Here is a 26,630-nt window from a genome sequence, read left to right as displayed (position 1 = left end):
CCGGGGGCGTAGGGGGGAGCGGGGAAGCTCCGGTTTCGGCCATGCGCAAGACCGTAGGGCGGAAAGCGGTCTCGGCAAGCGGTCCCGGGCAGGTGCGCGGGCAACCCCCACGCACCCGCACTCGCCGACGCTCCTCAGACGCCCGCCCTCTTCTGCGCCTCCTCGACAAGCCTGACCGCATCCCCCACCTCGGCGTCGTTCTTCAGGATCACCGCCAAGTCGTTCCCGGCCACCGTGATTTGGTCGGCGACCGCGAACATCCCCGCGTCCGGCATCTCCCGGCTCTCCGCGCCCGGCTCCTCGACGGCCTGCGCCCAGCGGGCCAACTCCCTCGCCAGTCCCAGCGCCTCCGCGGCGGCGCCCCGCTGCAGCCGGCTCTGCGGTGCCGCCCTCAGTTTGTCGGCGAAGTGTTCCACGGCACGGGTGAGAGGCGTCGTATCAACCACGCCGTGAGCGTAACGCGTGCCACCGGCTGTCCTGTCACGACTGTTGCCAACACGCCAACACTCAGGCACGGTGACGTGAAGGACCGGCTACATCCCCCTTTGCGCACCGGAGGCGCCGATGTCCCAAGTCTTCTCCGAGGAGACCCATCGCAACATGCTCGCCCGCATCCCCCACTGCACCGGTCGTGAAGTGTCCGACTGGCTGCGTACCGTCGACGAAGGCCCGGCCCTCTTCCGCTTCGAGGAAAAGGTCAGCTGGCTCCGCCACGAGCACAACCTCGCGTACGGCCACGCGAAGGCGTTGATCCATGAGTACGACCTGAGGAGGGCCGCGCGCAAACTTCTCTAGGCGCGCACATACACAGACGGCGAAGGGCCCCGGGGTGACGACCCCGGGGCCCTTCTTCAGCCTGTCGTGCGCGGCTAGTCGTTACTGCTGAAGATCGCCACCAGGCGCAGCATCTCGACGTAGATCCACACCAGGGTCATGGTGAGGCCGAACGCGGCCAGCCAGGCCTCGTTCTTCGGGGCGCCGTAGGCGATGCCGTCCTCGATCTGCTTGAAGTCGAGGGTCAGGAAGAACGCGCCGAGCAGGATCGCGATGATGCCGACGATCGCGCCGAGCGGGCCGAAGCTGCGCAGGCCGCCGTTCTCGGCGACGCCGAACGCGACCAGCAGCAGGTTGACCGCCATGACGAGCACGAAGGCGATGGCGATGGCCATGCCGATGCGGGCGTAGCGGGCGGTGACGCGGATCCAGCCGGCCTTGTAGACCAGCAGCGTCGCGGCCGAGACCGCCAGGGTGCCGAGCACCGCCTGGAACGGGGCGCCGCTCCACTGGCTGTTGTACATCTCGCTGATGACGCCGAGGAAGACGCCCTCGAAGGCGGCGTAACCCAGGATCAGCGCGGGCACCGGGGTCCGCTTGAAGCTCTGGATCATGGCCAGGACGAACGCGATGATCGCCGAGCCGACGGCCAGGCCGTAGCTGGTGGACGAGATCGGCAGCAGCGCCCAGGCGAGGATCGCGCCGACGGCGACGGTGCCGAGCGTCATGCCCGAGCGCATGACGACGTCGTCCATCGTCATCCGGCCGGTGGTGGCCGGGGCCTGCGGCGGTGCACCCTGCTGGAGGTCCTGCTGGGCGTACGGGTTGTTCGCGTAGGGGTTCTGCGCGTACGGGTTGCCGCCCTGTGCGTACCCGGCCTGCGGCGCGGTGTTGAAGCCCGCGTAGCCGTTGTCGCGGCTGAACCCCCGTCGCGAGAAGACCGGGTTGCTGCTCCTCATTTCACTCCTCCATGGCCACCCTGCGTGGCCTTGGCATCAAGAGTAATGGATTGGCAAAAGACTGACCCTACTACCTGCGGAGGATCTTTCCCTCACCGTGCTGCGCAACACGCTACGCGGAGCCCTGATTCCCGGCCACGGAGGGCTTCATTCCATGACGAAGCCGGAACATGACCGGAATCGGCCGGAGATCCTCAGGCGTCCAGCGGGAAGCCGGTGTAGGCCTCGGCCAGGTCCGTCTCGGCCGCCCGGGAGGAGGCGATCCGGCCGAGCCGGGCCAGCTGGAGCCGGGCGTCGAAGGGGGTGTCGGCGGGGCCGGGGTGGAGCATGCTCGTCATGTCGTAGGAGAACCGCTCGGCCTGCCAGACGCGGCGCAGGCAGGTCGCCGAGTAGGCGTCGAGCAGCTCCGGGGAGCCCGTCTCCTTCTCGTGGACCAGGGCGCGGGCGAGGGTGACGACGTCGCCCACCGCCAGGTTCAGCCCCTTGGCGCCGGTCGGCGGCACGATGTGGGCGGCGTCCCCGGCGAGCAGGACCCGGCCGTGCCGCATGGGCTCGTGGACGTACGACCGCATGGGTGTGACCGACTTCTGGGTGATGGGGCCGCGCTCCAGGCGCCAGTCGTCGTCGGTCTCGAAGCGCCGCTCCAGCTCGTCCCAGATCGCCTCGTCGCTCCACTCCTCGGCGTCGGCGCCGGCCGGGACCTGGAGGTAGAGGCGGGAGACGGACGGGGAGCGCATGGAGAGCAGGGCGAAGCCGCGGTCGTGGCGGGCGTAGACCAGTTCGTCGTGGGAGGGGGCGACGTCGGCGAGGATGCCCAGCCAGGCGTAGGGGTAGGTGCGCTCGAAGACCCGGGAGAGAGACTCGGGGAACGCGGTCCGGGCCACCCCCCAGAAGCCGTCGCAGCCGATGGCGTAGTCGCACTCCAGGACGTCCTCGCGGCCCTCGTGCCGGAACCGGATCCGCGGCCGTTCGCTCTCGGCGCCCTCCACCGCGAGCGCCTCCGCCTCGAAGAGCAGCGGGCCGCCCTCCTTGAGCTGGAGGGCGATGAGGTCCTTGCAGACCTCGGTCTGGGCGTAGACCGTCACGGACCGGCCGCCGGTGAGGCCGGGGAAGTCGACGCGGTGGCGCTGTTTCGCGAACCGCAGCTCGATGCCGTCGTGGCGCAGGCCCTCGCGGTCCATGCGCTCCCCGGCGCCGGCCGCGCGCAGCACGTCCACCGTGCCCTGCTCCAGGATCCCGGCGCGCTGGCGGTGCTCGACGTAGGCGCGGTCGCGGCTCTCCAGGACGACCGAGTCGATGCCCGCGTTGTGCAGCAGCCGCGCGAGGAGGAGCCCGGCGGGTCCGGCTCCGATGATGCCGACGGTGGTGCGCATCGGTCGTTCCCTTCCGTGGCCGGGCGTCGTCGCCCGGGGTTCCGAGAGTAGGCTGTTCGCCTGGTGAAATTTCCTTCACCGATTTCTCCCGAGTCTCCGTCCGGCGGTATCCCCTGTCAATGGCGGGCGGGTCGTGGCACGCGCCCGGCCGCCGGGCCCACGGATGGCGGTCGTGGGCCCGGCGGCCGGTGTGCGGGACGGCGGGACGGGTCAGCGGCCCGGCCAGCCGTCCAGGTGGCGGTGGAGCGTGACGTCCTTCTGCGGGTCGCCCTTCGGGGCGTTCGCGACCGCGTCGTGCAGGACGGCGGTGACCTCGGCGGCGAGCCCGTCGGCCTTCGAGCGCAGCTCGTCGGCGGGCAGGGTGGAGCGGCTCAGCGCGTCGAGCCTGCGGTGGATGTCGGCGAGCTTGCCCTGGGTGGCCTTGTCGAAGCGCAGCGCGGTCGGCGTGGAGACCACGAACTGGTAGGCCCCGGCGAGGGTCTGACAGCCCGTGCACTCCTTGTTGGCGGCGTCGCTGAGGTTCACCGCGTTCAGGTGGGTGTGCTCCCCGCCGATCGTGACGATCTGGAAGGAGAGGGCCACCGAGCGGCAGTGGTCGTCCGCCGAGCAGCCGGCCGAGACGGCGTTGGCCTGGTTGCGGACGGCGGCGGCGTTCACCGTGCCGAACTGGCGGATCGTGAAGGAGTCCCGGACCTGGGTGTGGTGCCCGCGGTCGGCGTGGCTGAAGACGTGGTCGGAGGCGAACGCGGCGTGCGGGGCGGCGGTGGCCGCCTGGGCGGGTACGGCGGTGGCCGCACCGGCCAGCCCGGCGGCGAACAGGCCGATCCGGACGGCCCGTCGGGTGAGCGGGCTCGCGGTCGCGCGTGGTTTTCGGTGACTGCTCATGGCGTGCTCCTGTGCTCCGGTGCTGCTGCGGTAGGTGATGGGGTGCCGCCGGTCAGGACGTGGCCGGGGCCGCGCTCGCCGAGTCGCTGGCCGGCGGCGGGGACGGGCTGGGCGTCGGGGACACCGGGACGCTCTCCGACGGAGTGGGCGTCGGGGACGCGGACACGCTCTCCGGCGGCGAGGACACCGGTTCGGTGACCGGTCCCCCGCTGGCCGGCGCCTGCGACGTGGCGGGTCCGCTCTTCCCCGGGCTGCCCGGCACCGAGGCGGAGGGCGACGCCGAGGCGGACGCGCCGCGCGACGTCTCCCCGGCCGAGGGCCCGGCGCTCGTACCGGCCGACCCGGACGGCCCGCCGGGCACGGTGTCCGAGGGGGCACCCGAGTCCGTCGGCGGGTCCGGGGTCGAGGCCTGCCGGGCCGGCGGCGGTTCCTCGGTCGGCACCCCCGGCTGGAGGATCGGCGCGATCGGCGGCTGCTTGGGCAGCGGCTTCGGGGTCACCCCGGACATCCAGGCGTAGCTGAGCCCGGTGAGCCCGGCGAGGGCGAGGGCGCAGATCGCCAGCCGGAGCTTCGGCCGGCCCGCCGTGGAGCGCTGTGCGGCCCGGAAGATCCGGCCGCCGATCTTCACGGACAGGTAGACGACACCGGCCATCGGGCACAGCAGCATCACGCAGCCGATCGTCCCGACCAGCCCCTCGACCACCTGGCCGTGCATGAACGCGCCGCCGGTGCCGAGGAGTTGCTCGGTCAGCGAGCGGGTCATCGTGGTGAGGATGCGCGGCAGGTTCCACAGCGCGTACCCGAGTTCGCCGATGATCAGCGGGACCATCGTCAGCACCCAGGTGGCGACGATGGCCCGCGCCGACTTCTTCAGCCCGGCGACCTCCTGGCGGGCCCGGTCCCCCCTCGGTCCCGGCACCAGGCCCAGCAGGATCGGCTTGATCTTGCCGTACAGGTCCGGGACCCCGGCCAGGTCGCCGAGGATGTAGTAGCCGTCCAGCCGTACGGCCGGCATCAGCTGTTCCATGATCTCGAAGTGCCCGAGATACACCGTGGCCAGGAAGAACTGGGCCCCGGTGGCGAAGTAGGCGCCGACCATGGCCAGCATGAAGACGACGTTGAAGTAGACGCCGCCCAGGTCGGTGCGGAGCCGGCCGCCCCGTCCGATCCGGTAGACGTCGGTGACGTCGGTGTACATCGAGGGCCAGATGAGGAAGAGCCCGCACCCGATGCAGCCGGGCCGGGCTCCTCCGTATCTGCACGCGGAGGCGTGTCCGAACTCGTGGAAGACGAGGGAGGCCACGGTGAGCACGAAGACGACGAGGATCAGGACCGGCTGGTCGAGCACTTCGAGGACGGGCTCGATCGCCCCGAAGAACCCGAACAGCCAGACGTCCATGGCGACGGCCGAGCCCAGCACCAGCGCGACCATGGCCGGCCGGTGCAGCCACGCCAGGGAACGCGCGATCTTCGCCGTCCGCTTCTCGTTGAAGATGACGCGGTGGCCCTTGAGGGCGAGCAGCAGGTCGGAGCGCGGGGCGTCGACCTCGTCGTCCTCCTGGCCCTCCGGGACCGTCACGCCCAGCGGTTCCAGCTTCTTCTCGACGAGGTAGCGGATGTTCTCCCCGCTGACCTCGCGTCCGAAGCGGGCGCTGACCCGGTGGGCGATGGCCTCGGCATCGCGGACGCCGTCGACCGACGACGCCACCAGGTACAGCAGCCTGGACAGCTGCACGACCTGCCCGTCCCCCCGACGGGCGATGTACTTGGGCTCGGTGAATCCCGAGCCCTGGTACTCACCGTGCAGTCGCAGCCCCGCGCTGAGCCTCGGGACCGGCGACGGCGGGTCGACCACCGGCAGGTTGCCCGTCGCCACCTGCTCGTAGGTCACCGGCCAGCCGCCGGGTCCGGGCACCGGGCCCGTGTCGTGGAGTGCGGCGGCTCCGTCCCCGAGCACCGTCATGTGTGGTCTCCCCCCGGATCCCCGATGTGTTCCCCCCGAACTGCGCGGGAGCGCCACCGCCGGGGCGACGGCGGTGGCGCTCCCGGGGACTACTGGGTGACGCTGATCGTCTGCGCGGCCGACGACTCGGCGGACGACCAGGCGCTGTGGTCGTTCAGCGCGGCGGACTGGTTGGACGCCTCGATGTTCGCGACGTGCTTGGTGACGTTGACCGTCTTGCCGAAGCTGAACTTCAGCTTGCCCAGGGCCTCACGGCCCGGGAGCAGCTCGGCGGACTCGTTCTCCAGCTCGTTCATGTCCATGCTCATGACGGATGTCCCTTCGTTTCGTGTGCGGTGGGGTTGAGGCCGATCTCGGTGCCGGCGCCGTGCGCCAGGGCGGTACTACTGGTGGACGCTGATGGTCTGGGCGGCACCGGAGTCGGCCACCGACCACGCCGAGTGGTCGTTCAGCGCGGCGGACTGGTTGGACGCCTCGATGTTCGCGACGTGCTTGGTGACGTTGACCGTCTTGCCGAAGCCGAACTTCAGCTTGCCCAGGGCCTCACGGCCCGGCAGCAGCTCCGCGGACTCGGCCTCGAGCTCGTGTGCATCCATCATGATTTTTCCCCCTCAGGGATAGACATTTCCGATCGGAACGAGTCAGGTTCCCCCCGGACTCTGTCCAATCTGGTCGGACGTGCTGTCCAACGAGATTGGACACTACGGGCTCGGGAACCCACTGCGCAACCCCTTCGGAAAATCACCCTCTCGGCCGATCGCCTACCCGCCCGTAGAATCGGCCGCGACAAGGCAGGACTCCGCAGGCGGCGAGCAGGAAGTGACGGTCAGTGGCCAACGCACTGCAGCAGTTGATCCGTGAGCACCTCGACCGCAAGGGCTGGTCCTACGGCGACGTGGCACGGCGCGGCGGCGTACCCCGCTCCACCGTGCACCACCTGGCGACCACCGACCGCGTGGTCCGGATGCCCCAGGCGACCACCCTGGAAGGCCTGGCCAAGGGGCTGGAGCTGCCCCTGGAGACGGTGCGCCGCGCCGCCGCCGAGGCCTGCGGGATCCACGTGTACGACACCTCGCCGGCCGCCGGCCCGGAAGGCGCCGCCGGCCCCGCCGACCCCGAGGTCGCGCTGCTCATCGCCAGCGTCCAGAAACTGTCGGCCGACGACCGCCGGCATGTCACCGCGCTCGTCGAGTCGCTCCTGGACCGCGCACCCCGGGAGAAGTGAGCGCCGGTGGAGCACGCCCGGGCGCGCTTCCGTCAAGTCGGAAAAAGAATCCAACTCCGCACGAAAGCGGCAAGATCCGCCGCTAGTCTCTGCCTCACTGCCCGGGAAGGCGAGAGCCGCACGACCACGGGCTCTCAGGGGGACATGTGTTGTTCGTGCACGGCGGACCGGCGACGGCCGTGGTCCGCAAACCCGACGGCGAGTCCGTCGTCCTGCTCTCCGGGGACCTGCCCGAGGTGCTGACCGACACCTCGGTCACCGAGCTCCTGGACCTGGCCGCGGCCATCCTGGACCCCGGCGAACTCGCCCTCTTCCAGGAGTGCCTGCACACCCTGCGCCGCAACGGCATGCGCGCGGGCCGCCGCATCGAGGTCGACGGGGCGGTCCTGACGGTCTACGAGGGGTGAGCAGGCGCCGAAGGTGCGCCGACGTCACTCACCAGAGGTGCGGGAAGTGCCCGGAACCGGACTTGAACCGGTACGCCCGCGAGGGGCAGCGAGGTTTAAGCTCGCCGTGTCTGCATTCCACCATCCGGGCAGGCCATGGGCTCCGCTACGAGATCCCGACCCTATCGGGAGGCGTCCCCCGAACAGCGGACGGACGACCCGATGTTGTCTTATTTTATTGACGTCTGAGGGAGCATCAGCACCTGGAACTGGCCATCCGCACTTGCCAATAGCGTTACGCGGGGTGGGTGCACGCGTACGCGGAATGACGGAATTTCACCGTCCGAACAAGGGGGCTCCACCTGTTCTCGACGACTGGGAGCGCCCGGTTCCGGATCCGGGTCTCGGGGTTCGCTGTCATCCCCAGGTATGACTCGGCACCCCGCCGGTCCCCCCTCGGTCGCCCCCCGGAACCGGAACTGCGGCTGACTACACGGGCCGGTTCGGCCGAGACGATGGAGCACGTCCCCACGAACGCCGTCGTCCCGACAGGAGCGCCCTTCCGTGTCCACCACACCCATCGCCGACCGGCGGACCACTTCCGTGGCCGCACGTGCCACGGACCTCTCGAAGATCTACGGCCAGGGCGAGACCCAGGTGGTCGCCCTGGACCGGGTCACCGTCGAGTTCCGGCAGGCCGAGTTCACCGCGATCATGGGGCCGTCCGGCTCCGGCAAGTCCACGCTGATGCACTGCGTGGCCGGCCTCGACACCTTCTCCTCCGGTTCCGTGCGGATCGGTGACACCGAGCTGGGCTCGCTGAAGGACAAGCAGCTGACCAAGCTGCGCCGGGACAAGATCGGGTTCATCTTCCAGGCGTTCAACCTGCTGCCGACGCTGACCGCGCTGGAGAACATCACCCTCCCGATGGACATCGCGGGTCGGAAACCGGACAAGCAGTGGCTGGACGACGTGATCCAGATGGTCGGCCTCCGGGACCGGCTCGGCCACCGCCCCTCGCAGCTCTCCGGCGGCCAGCAGCAGCGCGTCGCCGTGGCCCGCGCCCTCGCCTCCCGGCCGGAGATCATCTTCGGTGACGAGCCGACCGGAAACCTCGACTCCCGCTCCGGCGCCGAGGTGCTGGGCTTCCTGCGCAACTCGGTGCGGGAGCTCGGCCAGACCGTCGTCATGGTCACCCACGACCCGGTGGCCGCCGCGTACGCCGACCGCGTGGTCTTCCTCGCCGACGGCCGGATCGTGGACGAGATGTACCGGCCGACGGCCGAGGGCGTCCTCGACTTCATGAAGCAGTTCGACGCGAAGGGCCGTACCAGCTGATGTTCCGCACCGCGCTGCGCAACGTCCTCGCGCACAAGGCCCGGCTGCTGATGACCGTGCTCGCCGTCATGCTCGGCGTCGCGTTCGTCTCCGGCACCCTGGTCTTCACCAACACCATCTCGGACGCCTACCAGAACAGCTCCGCCAAGGGCTTCAAGGGCGTCGACGTCGCCGTCCAGGCCAAGTACCAGGACTCCGAGGGCGATCAGGTCGGCAAGGTGCCCGACCTCACCCAGGCCCTGCTCGACAAGGCGGCGAAGGTCCCCGGGGCCGCCTCCGCCACCGGGGTCGTCTCCGGCTTCACCGCGATCGCCGACAAGGACGGCAAGCTGATCGGCGGCGGCTGGCAGTCCGAGGGCGGCAACTACTGGGGCACCGCGGACTCCCGCTACCCGCTGGTCAGCGGCCACGCGCCCAGCGGGAAGAACGAGGTCCTGATCGACTCCAGGACCGCCGGGCGGGCCGGATACAAGGTCGGCGACACCGTGCGCATCTCCGTCGACGGCCCGGTCCTCACCCCCACCGTCGCCGGCATCTTCACCACCGACGACGGCAACGTCGCGGCCGGCGGCAGCCTCGCCCTGTTCGACACGGCGACCGCGCAGCAGCTGTTCGGCAAGAAGGGCGCGTACGACGAGATCGACGTGACCGCGAAGTCCGGCACCGGGCAGGCCGCCCTCAAGTCCCAGCTGGACGCGGCCCTTCCGAAGAAGCTCGTGGAGACCACCACAGGCCAGAAGCTCGCCGACGACCAGGCGGAGCAGATCTCCAGCAGCATGAGCGGCCTGCGCTCGGGCCTGCTGGTCTTCGCCGGCATCGCCCTGTTCGTCGGCACGTTCATCATCGCCAACACCTTCACCATGCTGGTCGCCCAGCGCACCAAGGAACTCGCGCTGCTGCGGGCGGTGGGCGCCTCCCGCCGCCAGGTCACCCGCTCGGTGCTGATCGAGGCGTTCGTGGTCGGCGCGGTGGCCGGGGTGACCGGCCTGGTCGCCGGTATCGGCATCGGCGCCGGACTGCGCGCGCTGCTGGGTTCGTTCGGCGCGGCCGTCCCGGACGGACCGCTGGTCGTCAGCCCCGGCACGGTGGCCGCCGCGCTCGCGGTCGGCGTCGTCATCACCATGCTGGCCGCCTGGCTGCCCGGCCGCCGGGCCGCGAAGATCCCGCCGGTGGCCGCGATGAGCGCCCTGCACGCCGCCCCGACCACCAAGTCGCTGGTGCTGCGCAACACGATCGGCGCCCTGTTCTCGGCGGCGGGCGTGGTGGTGATCCTGGCCGCGACCACGATGAGCGGCAGCGACGGCCAGGCCCCGATGGGCCTCGGCGCGGTCCTGCTCATCATCGGCGTCTTCGTCCTGACCCCGCTGCTGTCCCGTCCGCTGATCGCGGCGGCGGCCCCGCTGCTGCGCGGGTTCGGCGTCGCCGGCAAGCTCGCGCGGCAGAACTCGGTGCGCAACCCGCGCCGTACCGCCGCCACCGCCTCCGCGCTGATGATCGGCCTGACCCTGATCACCGGCATGACGGTGATGGCGGGCAGCCTGCAGAAGTCGATCGACAAGATGGCGAGCTCGGCGATCCGGGCGGACTACATCGTCTCGATGGCCAACGGCAACGCGCTCTCCCCCGACGTGGCGAAGAAGGTCGCGGCGACCGACGGCGTGACCGCCTCCAGCCCGCTCAGCAACTCCATCTCCCGGATCGACGGCGAGACCGAGTTCCTGACCGGCGTCGACGGCTCGTCGATCGGCAGGCTCACCGACCTCACGGTGGACAGCGGCGCCTTCAAGGTCGGCGGCTCGGACGTCGCCGTGGACGACGACACCGCCAAGTCGCACGGCTGGAAGGCCGGTTCCGCCTTCACCGTGCACTACGAGGACGGGAAGTCGCAGCGGCTGACGGTCGCCGGGGTCTACGAGGGCAACCAGGTGATCCGCGGGATCATGCTCGACAGCGCCACCCTCACCCCGCACGTGACCGACCCGGCCGACATGCAGGTCATGGTCAAGACGGCGGACGGCGCGTCGAGCGCGACCAAGGACAGGCTGGAGAAGGCGCTCGGCTCCAACCCGGCGATCAAGGTCCAGGACAAGCAGGACCTGTCCGACTCCATCGCGCAGGCGTTCACGCTGATCCTGAACATGGTCTACGGACTGCTCGCGATGGCGGTGATCGTCGCGGTCCTCGGGGTCGTCAACACCCTGGCCATGTCGGTGTTCGAGCGCTCCCAGGAGATCGGCATGCTCCGCGCGATCGGCCTGGACCGCAAGGCGGTCAAGCGGATGGTCCGTCTGGAGTCCCTGGTCATCTCCCTCTTCGGCGGGGTGCTGGGCCTCGGCCTGGGCGTGTTCTTCGGCTGGGCCGCCGGTCAGCTGGTCGGCTCGCGGATGCCGACGTACGAACTGGTGCTGCCCTGGGGCAGGATGGCGGTCTTCCTGCTCCTGGCCGGCACGGTCGGCGTCCTGGCGGCCCTGTGGCCGGCCCGCCGCGCGGCGAAGCTGAACGTGCTGGCGGCGATCAAGGCCGAGTAGCAGGCGGCGCACGGCAACAGGCACGGCGAAGGGGCCCCACAGCGAGCGTGGGGCCCCTTTCGTGTGCCGTCGGTCGTTCCAGGTGTCAGCCGTTCCAGGTACGGGTGCGCAGGGGCAGCCCGGAGGCGCCGGAGTCCGGGGTCCGGACGGCCAGCACCTGGTTGACGCCGATGCGGTTGTGTTCGAAGGCGAGGGCGGAGGCGGCCATGTAGAGCCGCCAGACGCGGGCCCGGCCCGGGCTGGTCAGCCGCATGGCCCGCGGCCACTCGGCCTCCAGGTTGGCCACCCACCGGCGCAGGGTGCGGGCGTAGTGCTCGCGGATGGACTCCACGTCCCGCACCTCGAACCCGGCCCGCTCCAGCTGGGTGACGGTGGTGCCGATCGGGGCGAGCTCGCCGTCCGGGAAGACGTAGGCGTCGATGAACTCGTCGACGTTGTACGCCGACTCGTCGTGCTGCGGCCGGCGCGCGATCTGGTGGTTGAGCAGCCGCCCGCCGGGCTTGAGGAGCCGGTACAGCTCCTGGGCGTACTCCAGGTACCGCTCGGCCCCGACGTGCTCGGCCATCCCGATCGACGAGATCGCGTCGTACGGCCCGTCCCGGACGTCCCGGTAGTCCTGGACCCTGATCTCCACCCGGTCCGTCAGACCCTCGTCCGCGACCCGTTTACGGGCGAACGCGGCCTGCTCCTGGGAGAGGGTGACCCCGACGACGCTCACGCCGTGCTCGCGGGCCGCGTGGATCGCCATGGAGCCCCAGCCGCAGCCGACGTCGAGCAGCCGCTGACCGGGTCTCAGGTCGAGCTTGGCGCAGACGAGTTCGAGCTTGTCGCGCTGGGCGGTCTCCAGCGTGTCCGCGTTGTCGACGGCCCCCCAGTACGCGCACGAGTAGACCATCGAAGGACCGAGGACGATTCCGTAGAAGTCGTTCCCCACGTCGTAGTGGTGGCTGATGGCCTGCCGGTCGCTGCGGCGGGTGTGCAGGTGGCCCCGTCGGCGCGCCTCCTCGCGGGGCGGGGCGGGCGGAACGGGCGGCCCGGCGAGCCTCACCAGCTCCCGGACGGCGGCCCGCACGCGCGGGTCGCGCAGCGCCTGCACGAGGGTACGGCCGTCGTCGTCGCGCTCCCAGATCAGCCCGGACACCACCGCGAGGGCGCCGTACAGGTCGCCCTCGATGTCCAGGTCGCCGGCGACCCAGGCGCGGGCCATGCCCAGTTCGCCCGGCTTGAACAACATGCGGCGCAGGGCACGGCGATTGCGCACGACGAGCGTCGGCGCGCCCGGCGGCCCGGCCTCCGATCCGTCCCAGGCCCGCAGCCGTACCGGGAGCGGGACTCCCAGCACCTGCTCGGCAACACTCCTCAGCCGCGACGCGGCGTCGGCCATGGCGCACACCTCCAAGACATCGATCCCGGATGCCGGTTACCACGTAAACACCGTGAGGGCAGCAGCGCAGTCCCGCAAAGGAGTTACGACTGGGCAAAAAAGGTGTAGCCAACATGCAGTTGTGCGGGCTCCCGGGGACGCCCGGGAACGCCGAAGGACCTCCCGCACCACGGATGGCGGGAGGTCCTTCGGGTGGTTCAGCTGGTTCAGCTGGTTCGGCTACCGGCTACCGGCTACCGGCTACCGGGTCAGGAGGCCTTGGCCTTCTCCTCGGACTTCGGGGCGGCGACCGGAGCGGGCTTGGCGGCCTCGTAGAACTCCTCGCGGGGGTTCTCCATGGCACCCAGGGACACGACCTCGCGCTTGAGGAACATGCCGAGCGTCCAGTCGGCGAAGATGCGGATCTTGCGGTTCCAGGTCGGCATCGCCAGACCGTGGTAGCCACGGTGCATGTACCAGGCGAGACGGCCCTTGACCTTGATCTTCGTCTTGCCCAGGACGATCATCGCGACGCCCTTGTGCAGACCGAGACCGGCGACCGCGCCCTTGTTGGCGTGGCTGTACTCCTTCTGCGGGAAGCCCCGCATGCCGGAGACCACGTTGTCGCCGAGGACCTTGGCCTGACGGAGCGCGTGCTGCGCGTTCGGCGGGCACCAGGCGTTCTCGACGCCGGCCTTGCGGGCGGCGACGTCCGGCACCTGGGCGTTGTCGCCCGCGGCCCAGATGTAGTCGGTGCCCTGCACCTGGAGGGTCGGCGCGGTGTCGACGTGGCCGCGCGGACCGAGCGGCAGGCCGAAGCGGGACAGCGCCGGGTTCGGCTTGACGCCGGCCGTCCACACGATCGTGTTGGAGTCGACCTCGAGGCCGTTCTTCAGCACCACGTGGCCGCCGACGCAGGAGTCCATCGAGGTGGAGAGGTAGATCTCCACACCGCGGCTCTCCAGGTGCTCCTTGCCGTACAGGCCGAGCTTGGGGCCGACCTCGGGCAGGATCTTGTCGGCGGCGTCCACCAGGACGAAGCGCATGTCCTCGCGGGACACGTTCTTGTAGTACTTGGCGGCGTCACGGGCCATGTCCTCGACCTCGCCGATGGTCTCCGCACCCGCGAAGCCACCGCCGATGAAGACGAAGGTGAGCGCCTTGCGGCGGATCTCCTCGTCGGTCGTGGAGTCGGCCTTGTCGAGCTGCTCGAGGACGTGGTTGCGCAGGCCGATCGACTCCTCGATGCCCTTCATGCCGATGCCCTGCTCGGCGAGGCCGGGGATCGGGAAGGTGCGGGAGACCGCGCCGAGCGCGATGACGAGGTAGTCGAAAGGCAGCTCGTACGCCTCGCCGACGAGCGGCGCGATCGTGGCGACCTTGCGGTCCTGGTCGATGGTGGTGACCCGGCCGGTGAGGACCTCCGCCTTCGGCAGCACGCGTCGCAGCGGGACGACGACGTGCCGAGGGGAGATGCTGCCGGCGGCGGCTTCGGGGAGGAAGGGCTGGTAGGTCATGTACGACCGGGGGTCGACGACCGTGACGGTCGCCTCGCCGTAGCGCATCTTCTTGAGGATGCGCCGAGCTGCGTACAGGCCTACGTACCCACCGCCTACTACGAGGATCCTGGGACGCTCCGTGGTGCTCATGGCATCGAGTATCCACCCGCCCCAGGGGGGCCGCTCGTGCGCCCCTTCACAAGCTTCCACAGGGGTCGTGCTACACTCCGCCGCCCACGTGACCCAGGTCATGGTCATCGGCGGGAACCCACTTCCGATACGACCCGTTGTCAATGCCGCGTGAGCTGCCCGTCCAGGCTTCCGGGGGCACCGTGAAGGCACCGGATGTCACCCTCACGAGCACCTCCCGGAACACCCCCGGATTGCTCTCCTGAGCACGCGCTCGGGCCTGTTGAGCCCCCGATCGGCCCAAGAGCCCCCACTGGACCCCTCACCTGCACCGAATTCCTTGTGAAGAACTTCACGAAGTTTTCCGGCGGAGTGTCGTGGCACGGCGTGTCACAGGCCGTTCGGGCGCTCACCCGTCGTTTCGCATGCTCATCCGAGGATGGACCACGTCGACCTGTGGGTCAGGCGACGGACCAGGCGATGCCGTCCAGAATGTCGTGCTCGCTCACCACAACCTCCTCGGCCCCCACCCGTTCCATGATCGCCTGGAGGACGAGGGCACCGGCCCCGATCACGTCCACCCGGCCGGGGTGCATGGAGGGCACGGCCGCCCGCTCGGCGTGGGTCGAGCGCAGCAGCCACTCGGTGATCTCGCGGACCCGGGCGTAGGGGATGCGGGAGTGGTGGATGGCGGCGGAGTCGTACTCCGGCAGCTCCTGGTGGATGGCGGAGAGGGTGGTGACGGACCCGGCGAGACCGACCAGGGTGCGCGCCTCGCGCAAGGGCACGGTCTGCTCCGCGAGGTCGAGGGCGCGCTCGATGTCGGCCCGCACGGCAGCGGTCTCGGCCTCGGTGGGCGGGTCGCTGACGTGCCCCTCGTGCACGAGATGCCGCTCGGTCATCCGCACGCACCCGACGTCCACGGACCGCGCGGCCCGCACGTGCGCGTCGCCGACCACGAACTCCGTCGACCCGCCGCCGATGTCCACGACGAGGAACGGCTTGGCGAGGTCCTCGCGGCCGGCCAGCTCCCGCGTCGCGCCCGTGAAGGAGAACTCGGCCTCCTGGTCGCCGCTGATGACCTCCGGCTCGACGCCGAGGATGTCGAGCACACCGCGCACGAACTCGTCCCGGTTCTCGGCGTCGCGGGAGGCGGAGGTGGCCACGAACCGCAGCCGCTCGGCGCCGTGCTCCTTGATCACCGCCGCGTACTCCCGGCAGGCCGCGAACGTCCGCGCCAGCGCCTCCGGCGCCAGCCGCCCGGTCCGGTCGACCCCCTGCCCGAGCCGCACGATCGTCATACGGCGGTCCAGGTCGACGAGTTCCCCGGTCCCCGGGTTCGCGTCGGCGACGAGGAGGCGGATGGAGTTGGTACCGCAATCGATGGCGGCGACGCGGGTCATGACGGTGGGTCCTTGTCTGTTCGTGACTTCCCGGCCGACCGAGTCGGGGGGTGGGTGGGCGAAGGTCTCGGGGGTCCCGGGGGCGGAGCCCCCTGGAGGGTGCGTCACTCGCCGGTGATCACACAGGCACCCTTGGCCCACCACTCCGGCAGCATGGCGATCGCCTCGTCGCCGAGCGGGTTCACGCCGGGGCCGGCGGCCAGGGAGTGCGCCACGAGGACGTGCAGGCACTTCACCCGGTCCGGCATCCCGCCCGCGCTCGGAAAGCCCGTCAGCTCCTCGATCTGGTCCCGGCGCAGGATGTAGTCCTCGTGCGCGGCCCGGTACGCCGCCGCCAGCTCCGGATCGCTCTCCAGCCGCGCCGTCATCTCCTTCATCACGCCGTTGGCCTCAAGGGTCCCGATGGCGGACGCGGCCTTCGGGCACGTCAGGTAGTACAGCGTCGGGAACGGCGTCCCGTCCGGCAGCCGCGGCGCGGTCTCCACAACGTCCGGCTGCCCGCACGGGCACCGGTGCGCGATGGCCCGCAGCCCGCGCGGCGGCCGGCCGAGCTGCTGCTTGAAGGCCTCGACGTCCGCGTCGGTCGGCTCGGTGCGCGGGGTGGAGGGCGGAGGCGTTTGCATGACTGTGTTCTGCGTGGCTTTCTGTCGGTTCACTGGTCGGACGCGTCGGACTTGTCGACGCCGTCCCAGACGTTCGCGTACCAGGGCCGGTCGGCCGCCCCGAGGTAGGCGTGCGCCTGCTTGGCGGCACCGGGGTCGATCACCACGAACCCGGTCTCCCCCGGCATCACGTAGTGCAGCCGCTGCCGGATCTGCTGCTCGGCGTAGGAGTCGTCCTGCCACCGCGCCTTGAGGTCCCGCAGCTGCTCGACCCGCTGCCGCTCCTGCTGCTGCTGCCGTTCGAGGTCGGAGATCTCGGCGCGCTGGGAGACGTACTGCCGCATCGGATAGGCGAGCGCGACGACCATCGTGCACAGCACGATCGCGAGCAGCGCGGCGCGGCCGGTGAGCCGGGAGCGGCGGGCCTGGCGCCTGGTCTGGGAGCGGTAGACCCGGGCCGCCGTCTGCTCGCCGAGCAGCTTGAGCCTGGTCGCGGTGGAGAACCGGTCCCGGTCCTTCACGGCCATGTCCCCGCCTCCCTGGTCGCCCTGACACGTGCGTACGTCCCCGGACACGGTACGGGACCGGGTACGGGGACGTACGTACGACTGGCTAAGCCTTACCCTCTAGCGGGCTCAGCCCTTGAAGCGCGGGAAGGCGCTGCGGCCCGCGTACACCGCCGCGTCGTCGAGGATCTCCTCGATGCGCAGCAGCTGGTTGTACTTGGCGACGCGCTCGGAGCGGGCCGGGGCGCCGGTCTTGATCTGGCCGCAGTTGGTGGCGACGGCGAGGTCGGCGATGGTGACGTCCTCGGTCTCGCCGGAGCGGTGCGACATCATGCACTTGAAGCCGTTGCGCTGGGCGAGCTCGACGGCGTCCAGGGTCTCGGTGAGCGAACCGATCTGGTTCACCTTGACCAGCAGGGCGTTGGCGGTGCCCTCCTCGATGCCGCGGGCCAGGCGCTCCGGGTTGGTGACGAACAGGTCGTCGCCGACGATCTGCACCTTGTCGCCGAGCTTGTCGGTGAGGACCTTCCAGCCGGCCCAGTCGTCCTCGAACAGCGGGTCCTCGATGGAGACCAGCGGGTAGGAGGCGACGAGCTCCTCGTAGTACTCGGTCATCTCGGCGGCCGAGCGGGACTTGCCCTCGAACTCGTACTTGCCGTCCTTGTAGAACTCGGACGCGGCGACGTCGAGCGCGAGCGCGATCTGCTCGCCGGGGACGTAACCGGCCTGCTTGATCGCCTCCAGGATGAGGTCGAGCGCGGCGCGGTTCGACTCCAGGTTCGGGGCGAAGCCGCCCTCGTCGCCGAGGCCGGTGGCCAGGCCCTTGCTCTTCAGGACCTTCTTCAGCGTGTGGTAGACCTCGGCACCCCAGCGCAGCGCCTCGGAGAAGGACTCCGCGCCGATCGGGGCGATCATGAACTCCTGGATGTCGACGTTGGAGTCCGCGTGCGAGCCGCCGTTGAGGATGTTCATCATCGGGACGGGCAGCAGGTGCGCGTTCGGGCCGCCGAGGTAGCGGAAGAGCGGCAGGTCGGACGCCTCGGAGGCGGCGTGCGCGACGGCGAGGGAGACGCCGAGGATGGCGTTGGCGCCGAGCGAGCCCTTGTTGTCGGTGGCGTCCAGGTCGAACATGGCCTGGTCGATCAGGCGCTGCTCGGTGGCGTCGTAGCCGACGAGCTCCGGGCCGATCTGCTCGATGACGGCGAGGACGGCCTTCTCGACACCCTTGCCCAGGTAGCGGTTGGGGTCGCCGTCACGGAGCTCGATGGCCTCGAAGGCACCGGTGGAGGCGCCGGACGGAACGGCGGCACGACCCGTGCTGCCGTCGTCGAGGCCGACCTCGACCTCGACCGTGGGGTTGCCTCGGGAGTCCAGGATTTCCCGGGCTACGACGACGTCGATGGACGGCACGAGCATCTCCTTCTTGGGATGTGACGCTGGTTGTGCGGGGCGCACGCGGGCCTCGTCGGCCCTTGCTCAGCCTTGCGACTAGAGCCTAACCGTCCAAGGGCCGTCGGCCGGCACGACCGACCGGCCCGTGGACACACAGACGGTACTCATTGTTCACGTGCGGAACAAAGGGGGTCCCGATGAAGAACGGAAGAAGAGCGGGCCACGGAGCCCGACGCAAAGAGAAACCCCGCTCCGGTGCGTTCGGGGGAAAACGCACCGGAGCGGGGGCTCGTGGGGGACGGGGGTGACCCTCACGTGGTCCCCACTATGAGGACCACGGCTGTGTGGGGGCTGTGGTTCAGCTGGGTCTTACTTCAGGTGCAGCTGCTGGCCCGGGTAGATGAAGTCGGCGTCGTCGACGATGTCCTTGTTCAGCTTGAACAGCGCCTGCCAGCCACCCTTGACCTTGTGCTTCTCGGCGATCGAGCTGAGGGTGTCGCCCTTGACGACCTTGTACTCGCCGTCGCCCTTCTTGACCTTCTTGCCGGTCGGGGTGGTGACGGTCTTCTTGGCGGCCGGGCGCTCGGCGGAGCGGGAGGCGGCCTGGGTGTCGGTCGAGCGGGTGCTGGTGCTGCTGCTCGACGAGGAGCTGGTCGAGCCGGCGCTGCCGCCGGTGTAGGCGGCGCCGGACAGGCCCGTGCCGCAGACCGGCCAGGCGCCCTTGCCCTGCGCGGCGAGGACCTTCTCGGCGATCGTGATCTGCTGCGCCTTGCTGGCCTGGTTGGCCTGCGCGGCGTACTGCGTGCCGCCGTACGCGGCCCAGGTGGAGGCGGAGAACTGGAGACCGCCGTAGTAGCCGTTGCCGGTGTTGATGGACCAGTTGCCGCCGGACTCGCACTGGGCGACGGTGTCCCACTCGGAGGCGGTGGCGGCGGAGGCGCTGCCGGCCGCCATCAGCGGCGCGGCGACGGCGACGCCGGTGACGCCGGCGACGGCGATGGCGCGGACGGCCTTGGACGGACGGCGGTGCTTGCCCTTGCCGGAGAACAGCATGGATCGATCCCCTCACCGACGCCTGCGAGGTGAGCTGTCGGGTTCGGGCCGGTTGAGTTGCCCGGCCGCACACCGTGTGTCGGTGCGCGGCTTCACCCCGAGCCGGATCGGCGGCCTCAACCACCGGTCCCGGCACTTACCTTGGGTCCCCCGCTCCTGCCTACGGCGCATGACGCGACGACTGTTCCCGGACGGCCGCTGGCAGGACTCGGCGTTGCGACGGCCGGGGCTCGTGGTGACGAGCGGCCTTGACCGTAAACAGGCGATCCGGTGAATTTCAAAGATGATCAGGGCTTCTGAGACTCATCCCACACTTTCACCAAAACGGACATTCAACTCGAAGCGGGGCGCCAACTCCCGCCGCTTTTCGCCCTATTCGCTGCCGAGTTTCAGGGTCTGACCGGCGGTGATGGCGTTCGGGTCGGCGCCTATGTCGGCCTTGTTCGCGTCGTAGAGCGCGCGCCATCCGCCGTCGAGGTCAAGGGAGTCGGCGATGGAGGCGAGGGTGTCGCCGTCGCGGACGGTGTAGGTGCCGCTGCCGGAGGAGGCGTGCCGGCCGGAGGAGGAGGCGCTCTGACCGTTTGTCACGCTTTCGTCCGCCGAGCCGCCACGGTGCTTGCCGCCGCTGCTGACGGCACCCGTGTCGACCAGGCTCCAAGAGCCTCCGGTCTGCCACGAATTGTCCGAGTCGTCGGATTCGACGGCATCGGGGCTCCCGCTCGCCTTCGAAGCCTCCGAGTCGGAGCCGGACTTGGATGATTCCGGCTTGTCCGTCTTGCTGGACTTGCCGGAGTCGTCCGACTTGGAGCCGCTGTCGGCACTCGCGCTCGGCGAGGGGGTCGCGGACTCGCTCCCGGAGTCCGCGGCACCCGAGGAGGAGTCGGCACCGGAGGACGAGGACGAGTCCGACAGCCCGGAGGACGAGTCCGACGAGTCGGAGGAACCGGACGAATCACTCGAGTCGCCGAGGCCCGTGTCGACGTTCACCGACGCGTCGTCGGACGAGAGTCCGGCGATCAGGGCGCAGGTCCGCCAGGCCTTGGTGCCCTGGTCGGCGAGCATCTTCTCGGCGACCGCGATCTGCTGCGAACGGCTCGCCTGGTCGGGGGTGCCGGCGTACTCCAGGCCCCCGTACTCGCTCCAGTCGTCCAGGGAGATCTGGAGGCCGCCGTAGTAGCCGGTGCCGTTGTCGGCGCTCCAGGAGCCGCCGCTCTCGCACTCGGCCACCTGGTCCCAGGTGGAGCCGTCGGCCGCGCTGGCGTTCACCGCACCGAGGAGCGGGAGGGCGATGGCGGAGCCGGTCACCCCGGCCGCGACGAGGAGCGCCGGAGCCTGGCGGGGGCGACGGTGACGACCGTTCCCGGAGAGCATGCGGAAACCTTTCGAGCGACAGCGGTGACCGGCACGGCGGGTCCCGCAAGGGCGCCGTGCTGATGGGTGAACGTATCGGCAGACGATCACTTGTCACAAGTTAATGCCGCGTAGATCACGTGAAGATCACAGACTTGAACGCTGGTCATCTTTTGCCCGTAGGGGCAGGTGGAGGCTTCAGCGGCCGGTGGGCGTGAACTCCACGGGGAGCGTGCGCAGCCCGCGCATGATGAGCCCGCCGCGCCACCGCAACTCGCTCTCGTCCACGGCGAGTCGCAGGTCGGGAAGGCGGGTCAGGAGACCGGCGAGTGCGGTCTGCCCCTCCAGGCGGGCGAGCGGGGCGCCCAGGCAGTAGTGGATGCCGTGGCCGTACCCGAGGTGCTGGTTGTCCCGCCGGGCGAGGTCGAGGGTGTCCGGCTCGGCGAACCGCTCCGGGTCCCGGTCGGCCGCGGCCAGGACGACCAGGACCGGGTCGCCGGGCGCGATGTGCTGCCCGCCGATGGCGACCGGCTCGGTGGCGAACCGCCAGGTGGCCAGCTCCACCGGCCCGTCGTAGCGCAGCAGTTCCTCGACGCCGGTCTCCAGCAGCCCGCGCTCGCCGGCGGCCAGGGACTCCTGCAGGCGGGCCCGCTGCCCGGGGTGGGTGAGCAGCGCGTACGTGCCGTTCCCGATCAGGTTGACGGTGGTCTCGAAGCCGGCGAACAGCAGGATGAAGGCCATGGCCGCGGCCTCGTTCTCGGTGAGGTGCTCCCCGTGGTCCGAGGCCCGGATGAGCCCGGAGATGAGGTCCTCGCCGGGACCTGCCTCAGCGGGCAGCGCCTCCCGCTTCCGGTGGATCAGCTCGGCCAGATATCCGCGCATCTTCTTCACCGACCGCGCGACCCCGCCCCGCGGCCCGCCCCCGTGCCGGATCATCATCCCCGCCCAGTCCCGGAAGTCGTCCTGGTCCTCGGGCGGGACGCCGAGCAGGTCGCAGATGGCGTAGATGGGGAGCGGGAAGGCGAACTCGTGGATGAGGTCGGCCTCGCCCCGCTCCGCGAACCCGTCGATGAGCCGGTCGGTCAGCTCACGGACCCGCGGCGCGAACTCGGCCACCCGGCGCGGAGTGAACGCCTTGCTCACCAGCCGCCGCAGCCGGGTGTGGTCCGGCGGGTCGATGTTGAGCAGGTGCGTCATCAACTCGGCCTTGCGCTCGCCGGGGATGCCGGTCTTCCCCTTGGCGTGCGCGGGCTCGTCGTGATGCGCCGGGTTCTTGGAGAGCCTCGGGTCGGCCAGCGCCTGCTTGGCGTCCCCGTACCGCGTGACCAGCCAGGCCTCCACCCCGCTGGGCAGCCGGGTCCGCCGCACGGGCTCGTGCTCCCGCAGCCAGGCGTAGGCGGGGTAGGGATCGGCGGCGAACTCCCAGGTGAAGAGGTCGGGGGCGGGATCGGGGGCGGGGGCGGTCACTTCTCCACTCCCTCCGTGGCCCGCACCGCGTCCCGGTAGGCCCGGGCCACCGCCCGCAGCGCGGCCTCCGGGTCGACGCCTTCGGCCTCGGCGCGGGCCGCCAGCGCGAGCAGCTCGTACCCGATGCCCGGTGCCTGCGGCAGCGGCACGTCGAGACCGGCCGTCCGCACCCGAGAGGTCAGCTTCGCCGCCAGGGCGAGACCCGGCTGGGCGAGGGGTATCCCGTCGGTCACGGACGCGCGCTGCTTCTCCACCGCCTTCGTGCGCAGCCAGTGCTCCTTGACCTCCTCCGGCGTCGACGCGGTCTCGTCGCCGAAGACGTGCGGGTGGCGGTGGATGAGCTTGGCGACGATGCCTCCCGCCACGTCGTCGATCGAGAAGGGGGCGTCCTGGTCCTCCTCCGCGATCCGGGCGTGGAAGACGACCTGGAGGAGCACGTCGCCCAGTTCCTCGCGCAGTTCGTCGCGGTCGCCCTCCTCGATCGCCTCGACGAGCTCGTACGCCTCCTCGATGCCGTACTTCGCCAGGCCCTGGTGGGTCTGCCGGGACGACCAGGGGCACTCCTCGCGGATCCGGTCCATGACCTGCACGAGGTCGAGGAGGCGGGCGCCGGGCAGGTCGTAGGAGGCGGGGAGCAGCTCCAGCTCGGGCATCAGGACCCGGCCGGAACCCGCCAGGCGGGCCAGGCCGTCGGTGAGGGCGGACTCGCCCTCGCCCGTCGCCACGACCACCACGGTCCGGCCGCCGGCACAGGCGTCGACCAGCTCCTCGGCGGTGGGGGCGGCCTCGTCCACGGCGGTCCCGGCCTCCCGCAGATACGGCAGCTGGGGATGCGCGCCGTCCGCGCACAGCACCCGGTCCGCCGTCCGCAGCGCCTGCCAGGCGGGCCAGGACAGCAGGCCGGGGGCGACCCGGTGGCTGGTGGTGAGCAGGACGACCCGGCCGGCGTCGGGGGCCGCCTGCACGGGCGTGGGGGCGGGCGCGGGGGCGGGAGAGGGGTCCGGGGTGGTGGGTTCGGGCCTGGTGGTGTTCACGCTCCGAACGTAACGCACCGCCGCCGCCCACCTCGCGGTTTGTCCACAGGGTGGGGGCGATCAAGTGATCGTATGACCGCGCTGGAGGTGAGCGCCTCCGGCTACCCCCGGCTGCCTCCCGGGTACCACCCCGGCGGCCTTCCCTACGCCGACACCTGCGTCCCGGCCGACGTGACCTCCCGTACCCACGGCGTCTTGGCGTCCACCCGGCTGCTCTTCTGGACGTCCCAGGCGCCGTAGCGCGGGTTGAGGTCGACGTGGAGCTCCTTGGACGCGCCGGCCAGGGCCTTCCAGAAGGCTGGCTGCGAGGTGTCGGTGCCGAGCGCCTCGGCGAGCTTCTTGGCCTCCACCTGGAAGCGGAGGTTGTCGTCGAGCCGACCGGGAGCGATGCCGTACTTCTGCAGCCAGGCCGTCTGCAGGGCCGCGGAGCCGCCGGCCTGCTGTTCGAGGCCGGAGCGCATCTGCTCGACCTCCGCACGGGAGACGCTGACGCCGGCGTCCTGGGCGGCCCGGTGCAGCACCCGGTCGAGCACCATGTTGTACAGGGTGTCCCGGGTGAGGCTGCTGGTGGAGGCGAGGACCTGCTGGTACTGCGTCTCGTCCGGCACCGCGGCGCGCTGCGCCCGGCGCACCTCGTTCACGCGGTTCTCCAGCTGCGAGACGGTGATCCGCTGGCCGCCCACGACGGCCGCCGCGCCCGGATGCGCGTCGCTTCCGCAGGCGGTCAGGAAGGGGGCCGCGGCGGCGATCGCGGCGGAGAGGAGGAGCGCGGTGCGACGGCGGCGGTGCAAGGGGGACCTCCCGAGGAGATTGTGCGACGGTGCACAAAGTCTTGCGGTGATCGATGGTAGGCAGTGGGCAGGCTCTGGCCAACCCATTCGACCAACGATTCACCCGCGCGTCCGGCACCGCCGCACCACCCTCCGCAAGGGTTTGCGGCACGGATCCCGTGCGGATCCCGTACGGACCCGGCTCAGCCCGTGATCGCCACCGGGGCGTCCCACGCGTCGCGGTCCACGGTGATCGTGTAACCGCCGCGCGTCTCCTTGCTGTTCACCATGTACTGGTGGGCCCGGCTGTGCCCGGTGTACTGGGTCGAGCCGAACGGCCAGTCCGCGGTCGTGGTGTTCTGCTTGTCCCACAGCGCGTACCAGAGGTTGCCCGGCAGGTCCGTCTTGTCCGTGGCGTTCGCGATCGCCTTGGCGCTGGAGCTGGTGAAGCCGTAGTACCCGGCGCGGTACGTCTTCGCCCGCAGCTCCTTGTCGAAGGCGCGGACATAGGTCAGCACGGCGTTGTTGCACGACGTGTTCGTCGTGTCGTACGCCTCCATGTCGAGGTAGATCGGGCTGCCGGCCTTCATGCCGAGCGCGGCGGCCTTGGAGACGGCGTCGTCCGCCTCGGACTTGCCGACGGAGGCCGCGGTGGAGGCGCTGATCTTCACCGAGCCGCCGGATCCGCAGGACGGCTGGGCGCCGACGTAGAGCGGGATGAGCTTCCAGCCCATCGCGGAGACCGACTTGACCCAGGAGGCGGTGAGGTTGGGCTGGGCGCAGCCGCGGTTCTTGCCGCCTATGTAGACGGCGGCGGCACCGTAGAAGCCGGTGTTCCAGGCCTTCATCACGGTGGCGGAGGGCGCGGCGCAGGTGTCGAAGGCGCGGCCGGTGAACGTCTTCTGGGCGGGCCAGGTGGTGGCCGCCATGGAGGTCTGCGCGGCGATCCCGGCCCCGGCGACCACGGCGGCACCCGCGACACCCCAGGTGATGTATCTGCGCTTCTTGGACTGCCGATGGCTGGACATGCCGGAACCCCACCCCTGTGTCTCTGCTGTACGACAAGCTGTGCGAAAAGTCGTGCGAAAAGCAGGTGCAGTATGCACTGTGCGGGAGCTAGCCGCGCATCTGCCCCAGCCACTGCAACGTCCGCCGTACCTCGCCGGCCAGCGGATGGCCGGGCCCGTGCAGCCGTTCCACGTCGAACAGCAGCCGGGTGAACGTGTCGTGGGCGGCCGAGCGGTCGCCGAGCGCGAGCAGCAGATGCCCGATCCGGCGGCGCACGTCGTGCGCGAGCTGCGGGTCGCCGGCCACGTACTGGTTCTCGTAGTAGGGCAGCAGCGCGCGGTACTCCGCGAGCGCCGCCGCCGGTTCGCCGAGCTGTTCCAGGCACTGGGCGGTCTCGTAGCGGAAGCGCAGGGCCTGCGGGTCGGCCTGGCCCGCCTCGGCGGCGCGTTCGTCGGCGAGCCGGCGCAGTTCGGGCAGCGCGCGCCGGTACTGCCCGTCGTCCATCAGCGTGGCCGCGTACTGCTTGCGCAGGGTGCGCACGACCGTGGAACGCTCGCCGTGCTGGTCGGCGGCGACGGGCAGGATCGCGCCCAGGATGTCCACGGCCTGGGTGATGCGTCCCTCGTCGAGCAGCCGCTTGACCTCGTCGACGGCGGCGGCCACGTCCGGCCGGTCCGGTACGGCGGCCACGGGGGCGGCGGGCTGGGGTGCGGGCGTCCTGGCCCGGTCCGGCCAAGGGGCGTGCGGGCGCAGGAAGGGGCGCGTGGGGTCCAGGGGCGCCCCGGACGGCATCCCGCGCGCGGGCAGGAGCGACGCCAGGTTCTCGTAGACCTCCTGCGCGGACGCCGGGCGGTGCTGCGGGTCCTTGGCGAGCAGCCGCAGCACGAGGCTCTCCAGCGGCTCCGGGACCTCGGGGCGGCTCCGGCGCACGGGCAGCGGCGGCTCGTACAGATGCCGGTGCAGCACGCCGAGCGCCGTGGAACCCGCGAACGGCACCTCCCCGCTGAGCAGTTCGTGCAGCAGCACGCCGAGCGCGTACAGGTCGGTGTACGGGCCGACCGCGCCGCCCATCGCCTGCTCGGGCGCCATGTAGGCGGGCGAGCCGATCGGGGAGCCGGTGTGGGTGAGACGGGTGGTGTCCGTGTCCATGACGGAGGCCACGCCCAGGTCGAGGACGGTGACCGTGCCGTCCTGCTTCACCATCACGTTGCGCGGCTTGAGGTCGCGGTGGACGATCGGCACGGCGTGCACGGCGCTCAGCACGGCGCACAGTTGCGCGGCCACCGCCACCGCCCACTGCCACGGGTACGGGTCGTGCTCGGCCAGGTGGTCGGAGAGGTCGGCGCCGTCCACGTACTGCATGACGAGGAAGAGCTCCTCGCCCTCGCTGCCCGCGTCGTGCACGGTGACCAGGCCGGGATGGTCGACCTGCGCGGTCACCCGGCACTCCCGCAGGAACCGGCGGCGCAGCTCCTCCGCCTCCGCGCCGGCCACCTTGTCGGGCCGCAGCAGCTTCACCGCCACCCGCCGGTCGAGCCGTTGGTCGTAGGCCGTCCACACCTGGCCCATGCCGCCCTGTCCGATGAGCGTGGACAGCTCGTAGCGGCCGGCGACGACGCGTCC

The 26,630-nt window shown here is 70.8% G+C and carries 25 protein-coding genes, 1 tRNA gene and 1 riboswitch; of the genes, 5 read left to right on the top strand and 21 right to left on the bottom strand.

All coding sequences use genetic code 11. The annotated features are described in order from the left end of the window. Positions 1–134 precede the first annotated feature (134 nt). Positions 135–446 carry a hypothetical protein gene (locus AB0D74_RS36025; protein ID WP_362596279.1) on the bottom strand — a complete coding sequence of 104 codons (312 nt, stop codon included), beginning with the start codon at positions 444–446 and terminating at the stop codon, positions 135–137. Positions 447–564: 118 nt separating this feature from the next. Here AB0D74_RS36025 and AB0D74_RS36020 point away from each other — a divergent pair, with 118 nt between their 5' ends. Continuing rightward, positions 565–795 (top strand): DUF4287 domain-containing protein, encoded by a 231-nt coding sequence (locus tag AB0D74_RS36020; protein WP_093502087.1) that lies wholly within the window; start codon positions 565–567, stop codon positions 793–795. A gap of 74 nt (positions 796–869) precedes the next feature. Here the strand turns inward: AB0D74_RS36020 and AB0D74_RS36015 are convergent, their stop codons facing one another. The 6 genes from AB0D74_RS36015 to AB0D74_RS35990 all read right to left on the bottom strand — a co-directional run bounded on the left by AB0D74_RS36015 (position 870) and on the right by AB0D74_RS35990 (position 6,553). Then, positions 870–1,733: a Bax inhibitor-1/YccA family protein gene (locus tag AB0D74_RS36015; protein ID WP_362596276.1), complete on the bottom strand. Its 864-nt coding sequence runs from the start codon at positions 1,731–1,733 to the stop codon at positions 870–872. Between the two features lie 194 nt (positions 1,734–1,927). Then, the gene (locus tag AB0D74_RS36010; protein ID WP_362596274.1) at positions 1,928–3,106 is read right to left on the bottom strand and encodes a 4-hydroxybenzoate 3-monooxygenase; all 1,179 of its coding nucleotides are present in this window, start codon (positions 3,104–3,106) and stop codon (positions 1,928–1,930) included. 210 nt (positions 3,107–3,316) lie between these two features. Next, a complete protein-coding gene (locus tag AB0D74_RS36005) occupies positions 3,317–3,991 on the bottom strand; it encodes a hypothetical protein (protein WP_362596272.1) in 675 nt (224 codons plus the stop codon). A gap of 52 nt (positions 3,992–4,043) precedes the next feature. Then, positions 4,044–5,954, bottom strand: coding sequence for a hypothetical protein (locus AB0D74_RS36000; protein WP_362596270.1), 1,911 nt, complete (start codon positions 5,952–5,954; stop codon positions 4,044–4,046). A gap of 89 nt (positions 5,955–6,043) precedes the next feature. Next, complete coding sequence (locus AB0D74_RS35995) at positions 6,044–6,262, bottom strand: hypothetical protein (protein WP_362596268.1); 219 nt, start codon at positions 6,260–6,262, stop codon at positions 6,044–6,046. 75 nt (positions 6,263–6,337) lie between these two features. After that, complete coding sequence (locus AB0D74_RS35990) at positions 6,338–6,553, bottom strand: hypothetical protein (RefSeq protein WP_362596266.1); 216 nt, start codon at positions 6,551–6,553, stop codon at positions 6,338–6,340. Positions 6,554–6,783: 230 nt separating this feature from the next. On the opposite strand from AB0D74_RS35990, the gene AB0D74_RS35985 reads away from it, so the two are divergent. Both AB0D74_RS35985 and AB0D74_RS35980 read left to right on the top strand, forming a co-directional pair. Beyond that, positions 6,784–7,179 (top strand): helix-turn-helix transcriptional regulator, encoded by a 396-nt coding sequence (locus tag AB0D74_RS35985; protein ID WP_362596264.1) that lies wholly within the window; start codon positions 6,784–6,786, stop codon positions 7,177–7,179. Between the two features lie 146 nt (positions 7,180–7,325). Further along, a complete protein-coding gene (locus tag AB0D74_RS35980; protein ID WP_362596262.1) occupies positions 7,326–7,586 on the top strand; it encodes a hypothetical protein in 261 nt (86 codons plus the stop codon). 47 nt (positions 7,587–7,633) lie between these two features. Here the strand turns inward: AB0D74_RS35980 and AB0D74_RS35975 are convergent. Next, positions 7,634–7,716 (bottom strand) — tRNA-Leu (locus AB0D74_RS35975). A gap of 413 nt (positions 7,717–8,129) precedes the next feature. On the opposite strand from AB0D74_RS35975, the gene AB0D74_RS35970 reads away from it, so the two are divergent. Beyond that, entirely contained in the window at positions 8,130–8,903 is a 774-nt protein-coding gene (locus tag AB0D74_RS35970) for an ABC transporter ATP-binding protein (RefSeq protein WP_362596260.1), read from the top strand. Beyond that, the gene (locus AB0D74_RS35965; protein ID WP_362596258.1) at positions 8,903–11,431 is read left to right on the top strand and encodes an FtsX-like permease family protein; all 2,529 of its coding nucleotides are present in this window, start codon (positions 8,903–8,905) and stop codon (positions 11,429–11,431) included. Before AB0D74_RS35970 ends, AB0D74_RS35965 begins: the two co-directional genes overlap by 1 nt. Positions 11,432–11,516: 85 nt before the next feature. Here the strand turns inward: AB0D74_RS35965 and AB0D74_RS35960 are convergent, their stop codons facing one another. The 13 genes from AB0D74_RS35960 to AB0D74_RS35900 form a co-directional block, all read right to left on the bottom strand. Further along, positions 11,517–12,815: a cyclopropane-fatty-acyl-phospholipid synthase family protein gene (locus AB0D74_RS35960; RefSeq protein ID WP_362596256.1), complete on the bottom strand. Its 1,299-nt coding sequence runs from the start codon at positions 12,813–12,815 to the stop codon at positions 11,517–11,519. Positions 12,816–13,063: 248 nt separating this feature from the next. Further along, positions 13,064–14,443, bottom strand: coding sequence for an NAD(P)/FAD-dependent oxidoreductase (locus AB0D74_RS35955; protein ID WP_362596254.1), 1,380 nt, complete (start codon positions 14,441–14,443; stop codon positions 13,064–13,066). 440 nt (positions 14,444–14,883) lie between these two features. Then, positions 14,884–15,825 (bottom strand): Ppx/GppA phosphatase family protein, encoded by a 942-nt coding sequence (locus AB0D74_RS35950; RefSeq protein ID WP_362596252.1) that lies wholly within the window; start codon positions 15,823–15,825, stop codon positions 14,884–14,886. A 104-nt stretch (positions 15,826–15,929) separates the two neighbouring features. Further along, positions 15,930–16,448 (bottom strand): DUF501 domain-containing protein, encoded by a 519-nt coding sequence (locus AB0D74_RS35945; RefSeq protein WP_362596250.1) that lies wholly within the window; start codon positions 16,446–16,448, stop codon positions 15,930–15,932. A gap of 29 nt (positions 16,449–16,477) precedes the next feature. Next, complete coding sequence (locus AB0D74_RS35940; RefSeq protein WP_362596248.1) at positions 16,478–16,954, bottom strand: septum formation initiator family protein; 477 nt, start codon at positions 16,952–16,954, stop codon at positions 16,478–16,480. A 108-nt stretch (positions 16,955–17,062) separates the two neighbouring features. Beyond that, on the bottom strand, positions 17,063–18,349 hold the full coding sequence (gene eno / locus AB0D74_RS35935; RefSeq protein ID WP_362596246.1) for a phosphopyruvate hydratase: 1,287 nt from the start codon (positions 18,347–18,349) through the stop codon (positions 17,063–17,065). A 345-nt stretch (positions 18,350–18,694) separates the two neighbouring features. Next, complete coding sequence (locus AB0D74_RS35930) at positions 18,695–19,378, bottom strand: transglycosylase family protein (RefSeq protein WP_362596244.1); 684 nt, start codon at positions 19,376–19,378, stop codon at positions 18,695–18,697. Between the two features lie 4 nt (positions 19,379–19,382). Continuing rightward, a riboswitch (cyclic di-AMP (ydaO/yuaA leader) is annotated at positions 19,383–19,556 on the bottom strand. 194 nt (positions 19,557–19,750) lie between these two features. Further along, complete coding sequence (locus AB0D74_RS35925) at positions 19,751–20,749, bottom strand: transglycosylase family protein (RefSeq protein ID WP_362596242.1); 999 nt, start codon at positions 20,747–20,749, stop codon at positions 19,751–19,753. A gap of 177 nt (positions 20,750–20,926) precedes the next feature. Further along, complete coding sequence (locus AB0D74_RS35920) at positions 20,927–22,195, bottom strand: cytochrome P450 (protein WP_362596240.1); 1,269 nt, start codon at positions 22,193–22,195, stop codon at positions 20,927–20,929. Further along, a complete protein-coding gene (locus tag AB0D74_RS35915) occupies positions 22,192–23,160 on the bottom strand; it encodes a nucleoside triphosphate pyrophosphohydrolase (protein WP_362596303.1) in 969 nt (322 codons plus the stop codon). The genes AB0D74_RS35920 and AB0D74_RS35915 overlap by 4 nt, the downstream gene beginning before the upstream one ends. A gap of 212 nt (positions 23,161–23,372) precedes the next feature. Next, entirely contained in the window at positions 23,373–24,020 is a 648-nt protein-coding gene (locus AB0D74_RS35910; protein ID WP_362596238.1) for a SurA N-terminal domain-containing protein, read from the bottom strand. Between the two features lie 182 nt (positions 24,021–24,202). Then, positions 24,203–25,027, bottom strand: coding sequence for a glycoside hydrolase domain-containing protein (locus AB0D74_RS35905; RefSeq protein ID WP_362596236.1), 825 nt, complete (start codon positions 25,025–25,027; stop codon positions 24,203–24,205). A gap of 88 nt (positions 25,028–25,115) precedes the next feature. Continuing rightward, a complete protein-coding gene (locus AB0D74_RS35900; protein WP_362596301.1) occupies positions 25,116–26,603 on the bottom strand; it encodes a protein kinase in 1,488 nt (495 codons plus the stop codon). Between the last annotated feature and the right edge of the window lie 27 nt (positions 26,604–26,630).

This window comes from Streptomyces sp. NPDC048278, assembly GCF_040652195.1.
GTDB lineage: Bacteria > Actinomycetota > Actinomycetes > Streptomycetales > Streptomycetaceae > Streptomyces.
This window is presented reverse-complemented; position numbering and strand designations above follow the sequence as displayed.

Excerpts from the sequence above, each read along its gene's own strand:
- AB0D74_RS36015 (WP_362596276.1), bottom strand. The coding sequence starts at position 1,733 with ATGAGGAGCAGCAACCCGGTCTTCTCGCGACGGGGGTTCAGCCGCGAC.
- AB0D74_RS35905 (WP_362596236.1), bottom strand. The coding sequence starts at position 25,027 with ATGTCCAGCCATCGGCAGTCCAAGAAGCGCAGATACATCACCTGGGGT.
- AB0D74_RS35950 (WP_362596252.1), bottom strand. The coding sequence starts at position 15,825 with ATGACCCGCGTCGCCGCCATCGATTGCGGTACCAACTCCATCCGCCTC.
- AB0D74_RS35990 (WP_362596266.1), bottom strand. The coding sequence starts at position 6,553 with ATGATGGATGCACACGAGCTCGAGGCCGAGTCCGCGGAGCTGCTGCCG.
- AB0D74_RS35960 (WP_362596256.1), bottom strand. The coding sequence starts at position 12,815 with ATGGCCGACGCCGCGTCGCGGCTGAGGAGTGTTGCCGAGCAGGTGCTG.
- AB0D74_RS35930 (WP_362596244.1), bottom strand. The coding sequence starts at position 19,378 with ATGCTGTTCTCCGGCAAGGGCAAGCACCGCCGTCCGTCCAAGGCCGTC.
- AB0D74_RS36010 (WP_362596274.1), bottom strand. The coding sequence starts at position 3,106 with ATGCGCACCACCGTCGGCATCATCGGAGCCGGACCCGCCGGGCTCCTC.
- AB0D74_RS35945 (WP_362596250.1), bottom strand. The coding sequence starts at position 16,448 with ATGCAAACGCCTCCGCCCTCCACCCCGCGCACCGAGCCGACCGACGCG.
- AB0D74_RS35955 (WP_362596254.1), bottom strand. The coding sequence starts at position 14,443 with ATGAGCACCACGGAGCGTCCCAGGATCCTCGTAGTAGGCGGTGGGTAC.
- AB0D74_RS36020 (WP_093502087.1), top strand. The coding sequence starts at position 565 with ATGTCCCAAGTCTTCTCCGAGGAGACCCATCGCAACATGCTCGCCCGC.
- AB0D74_RS36005 (WP_362596272.1), bottom strand. The coding sequence starts at position 3,991 with ATGAGCAGTCACCGAAAACCACGCGCGACCGCGAGCCCGCTCACCCGA.
- AB0D74_RS35940 (WP_362596248.1), bottom strand. The coding sequence starts at position 16,954 with ATGGCCGTGAAGGACCGGGACCGGTTCTCCACCGCGACCAGGCTCAAG.
- AB0D74_RS35995 (WP_362596268.1), bottom strand. The coding sequence starts at position 6,262 with ATGAGCATGGACATGAACGAGCTGGAGAACGAGTCCGCCGAGCTGCTC.
- AB0D74_RS35965 (WP_362596258.1), top strand. The coding sequence starts at position 8,903 with ATGTTCCGCACCGCGCTGCGCAACGTCCTCGCGCACAAGGCCCGGCTG.
- AB0D74_RS36000 (WP_362596270.1), bottom strand. The coding sequence starts at position 5,954 with ATGACGGTGCTCGGGGACGGAGCCGCCGCACTCCACGACACGGGCCCG.
- AB0D74_RS35925 (WP_362596242.1), bottom strand. The coding sequence starts at position 20,749 with ATGCTCTCCGGGAACGGTCGTCACCGTCGCCCCCGCCAGGCTCCGGCG.
- eno (WP_362596246.1), bottom strand. The coding sequence starts at position 18,349 with ATGCTCGTGCCGTCCATCGACGTCGTCGTAGCCCGGGAAATCCTGGAC.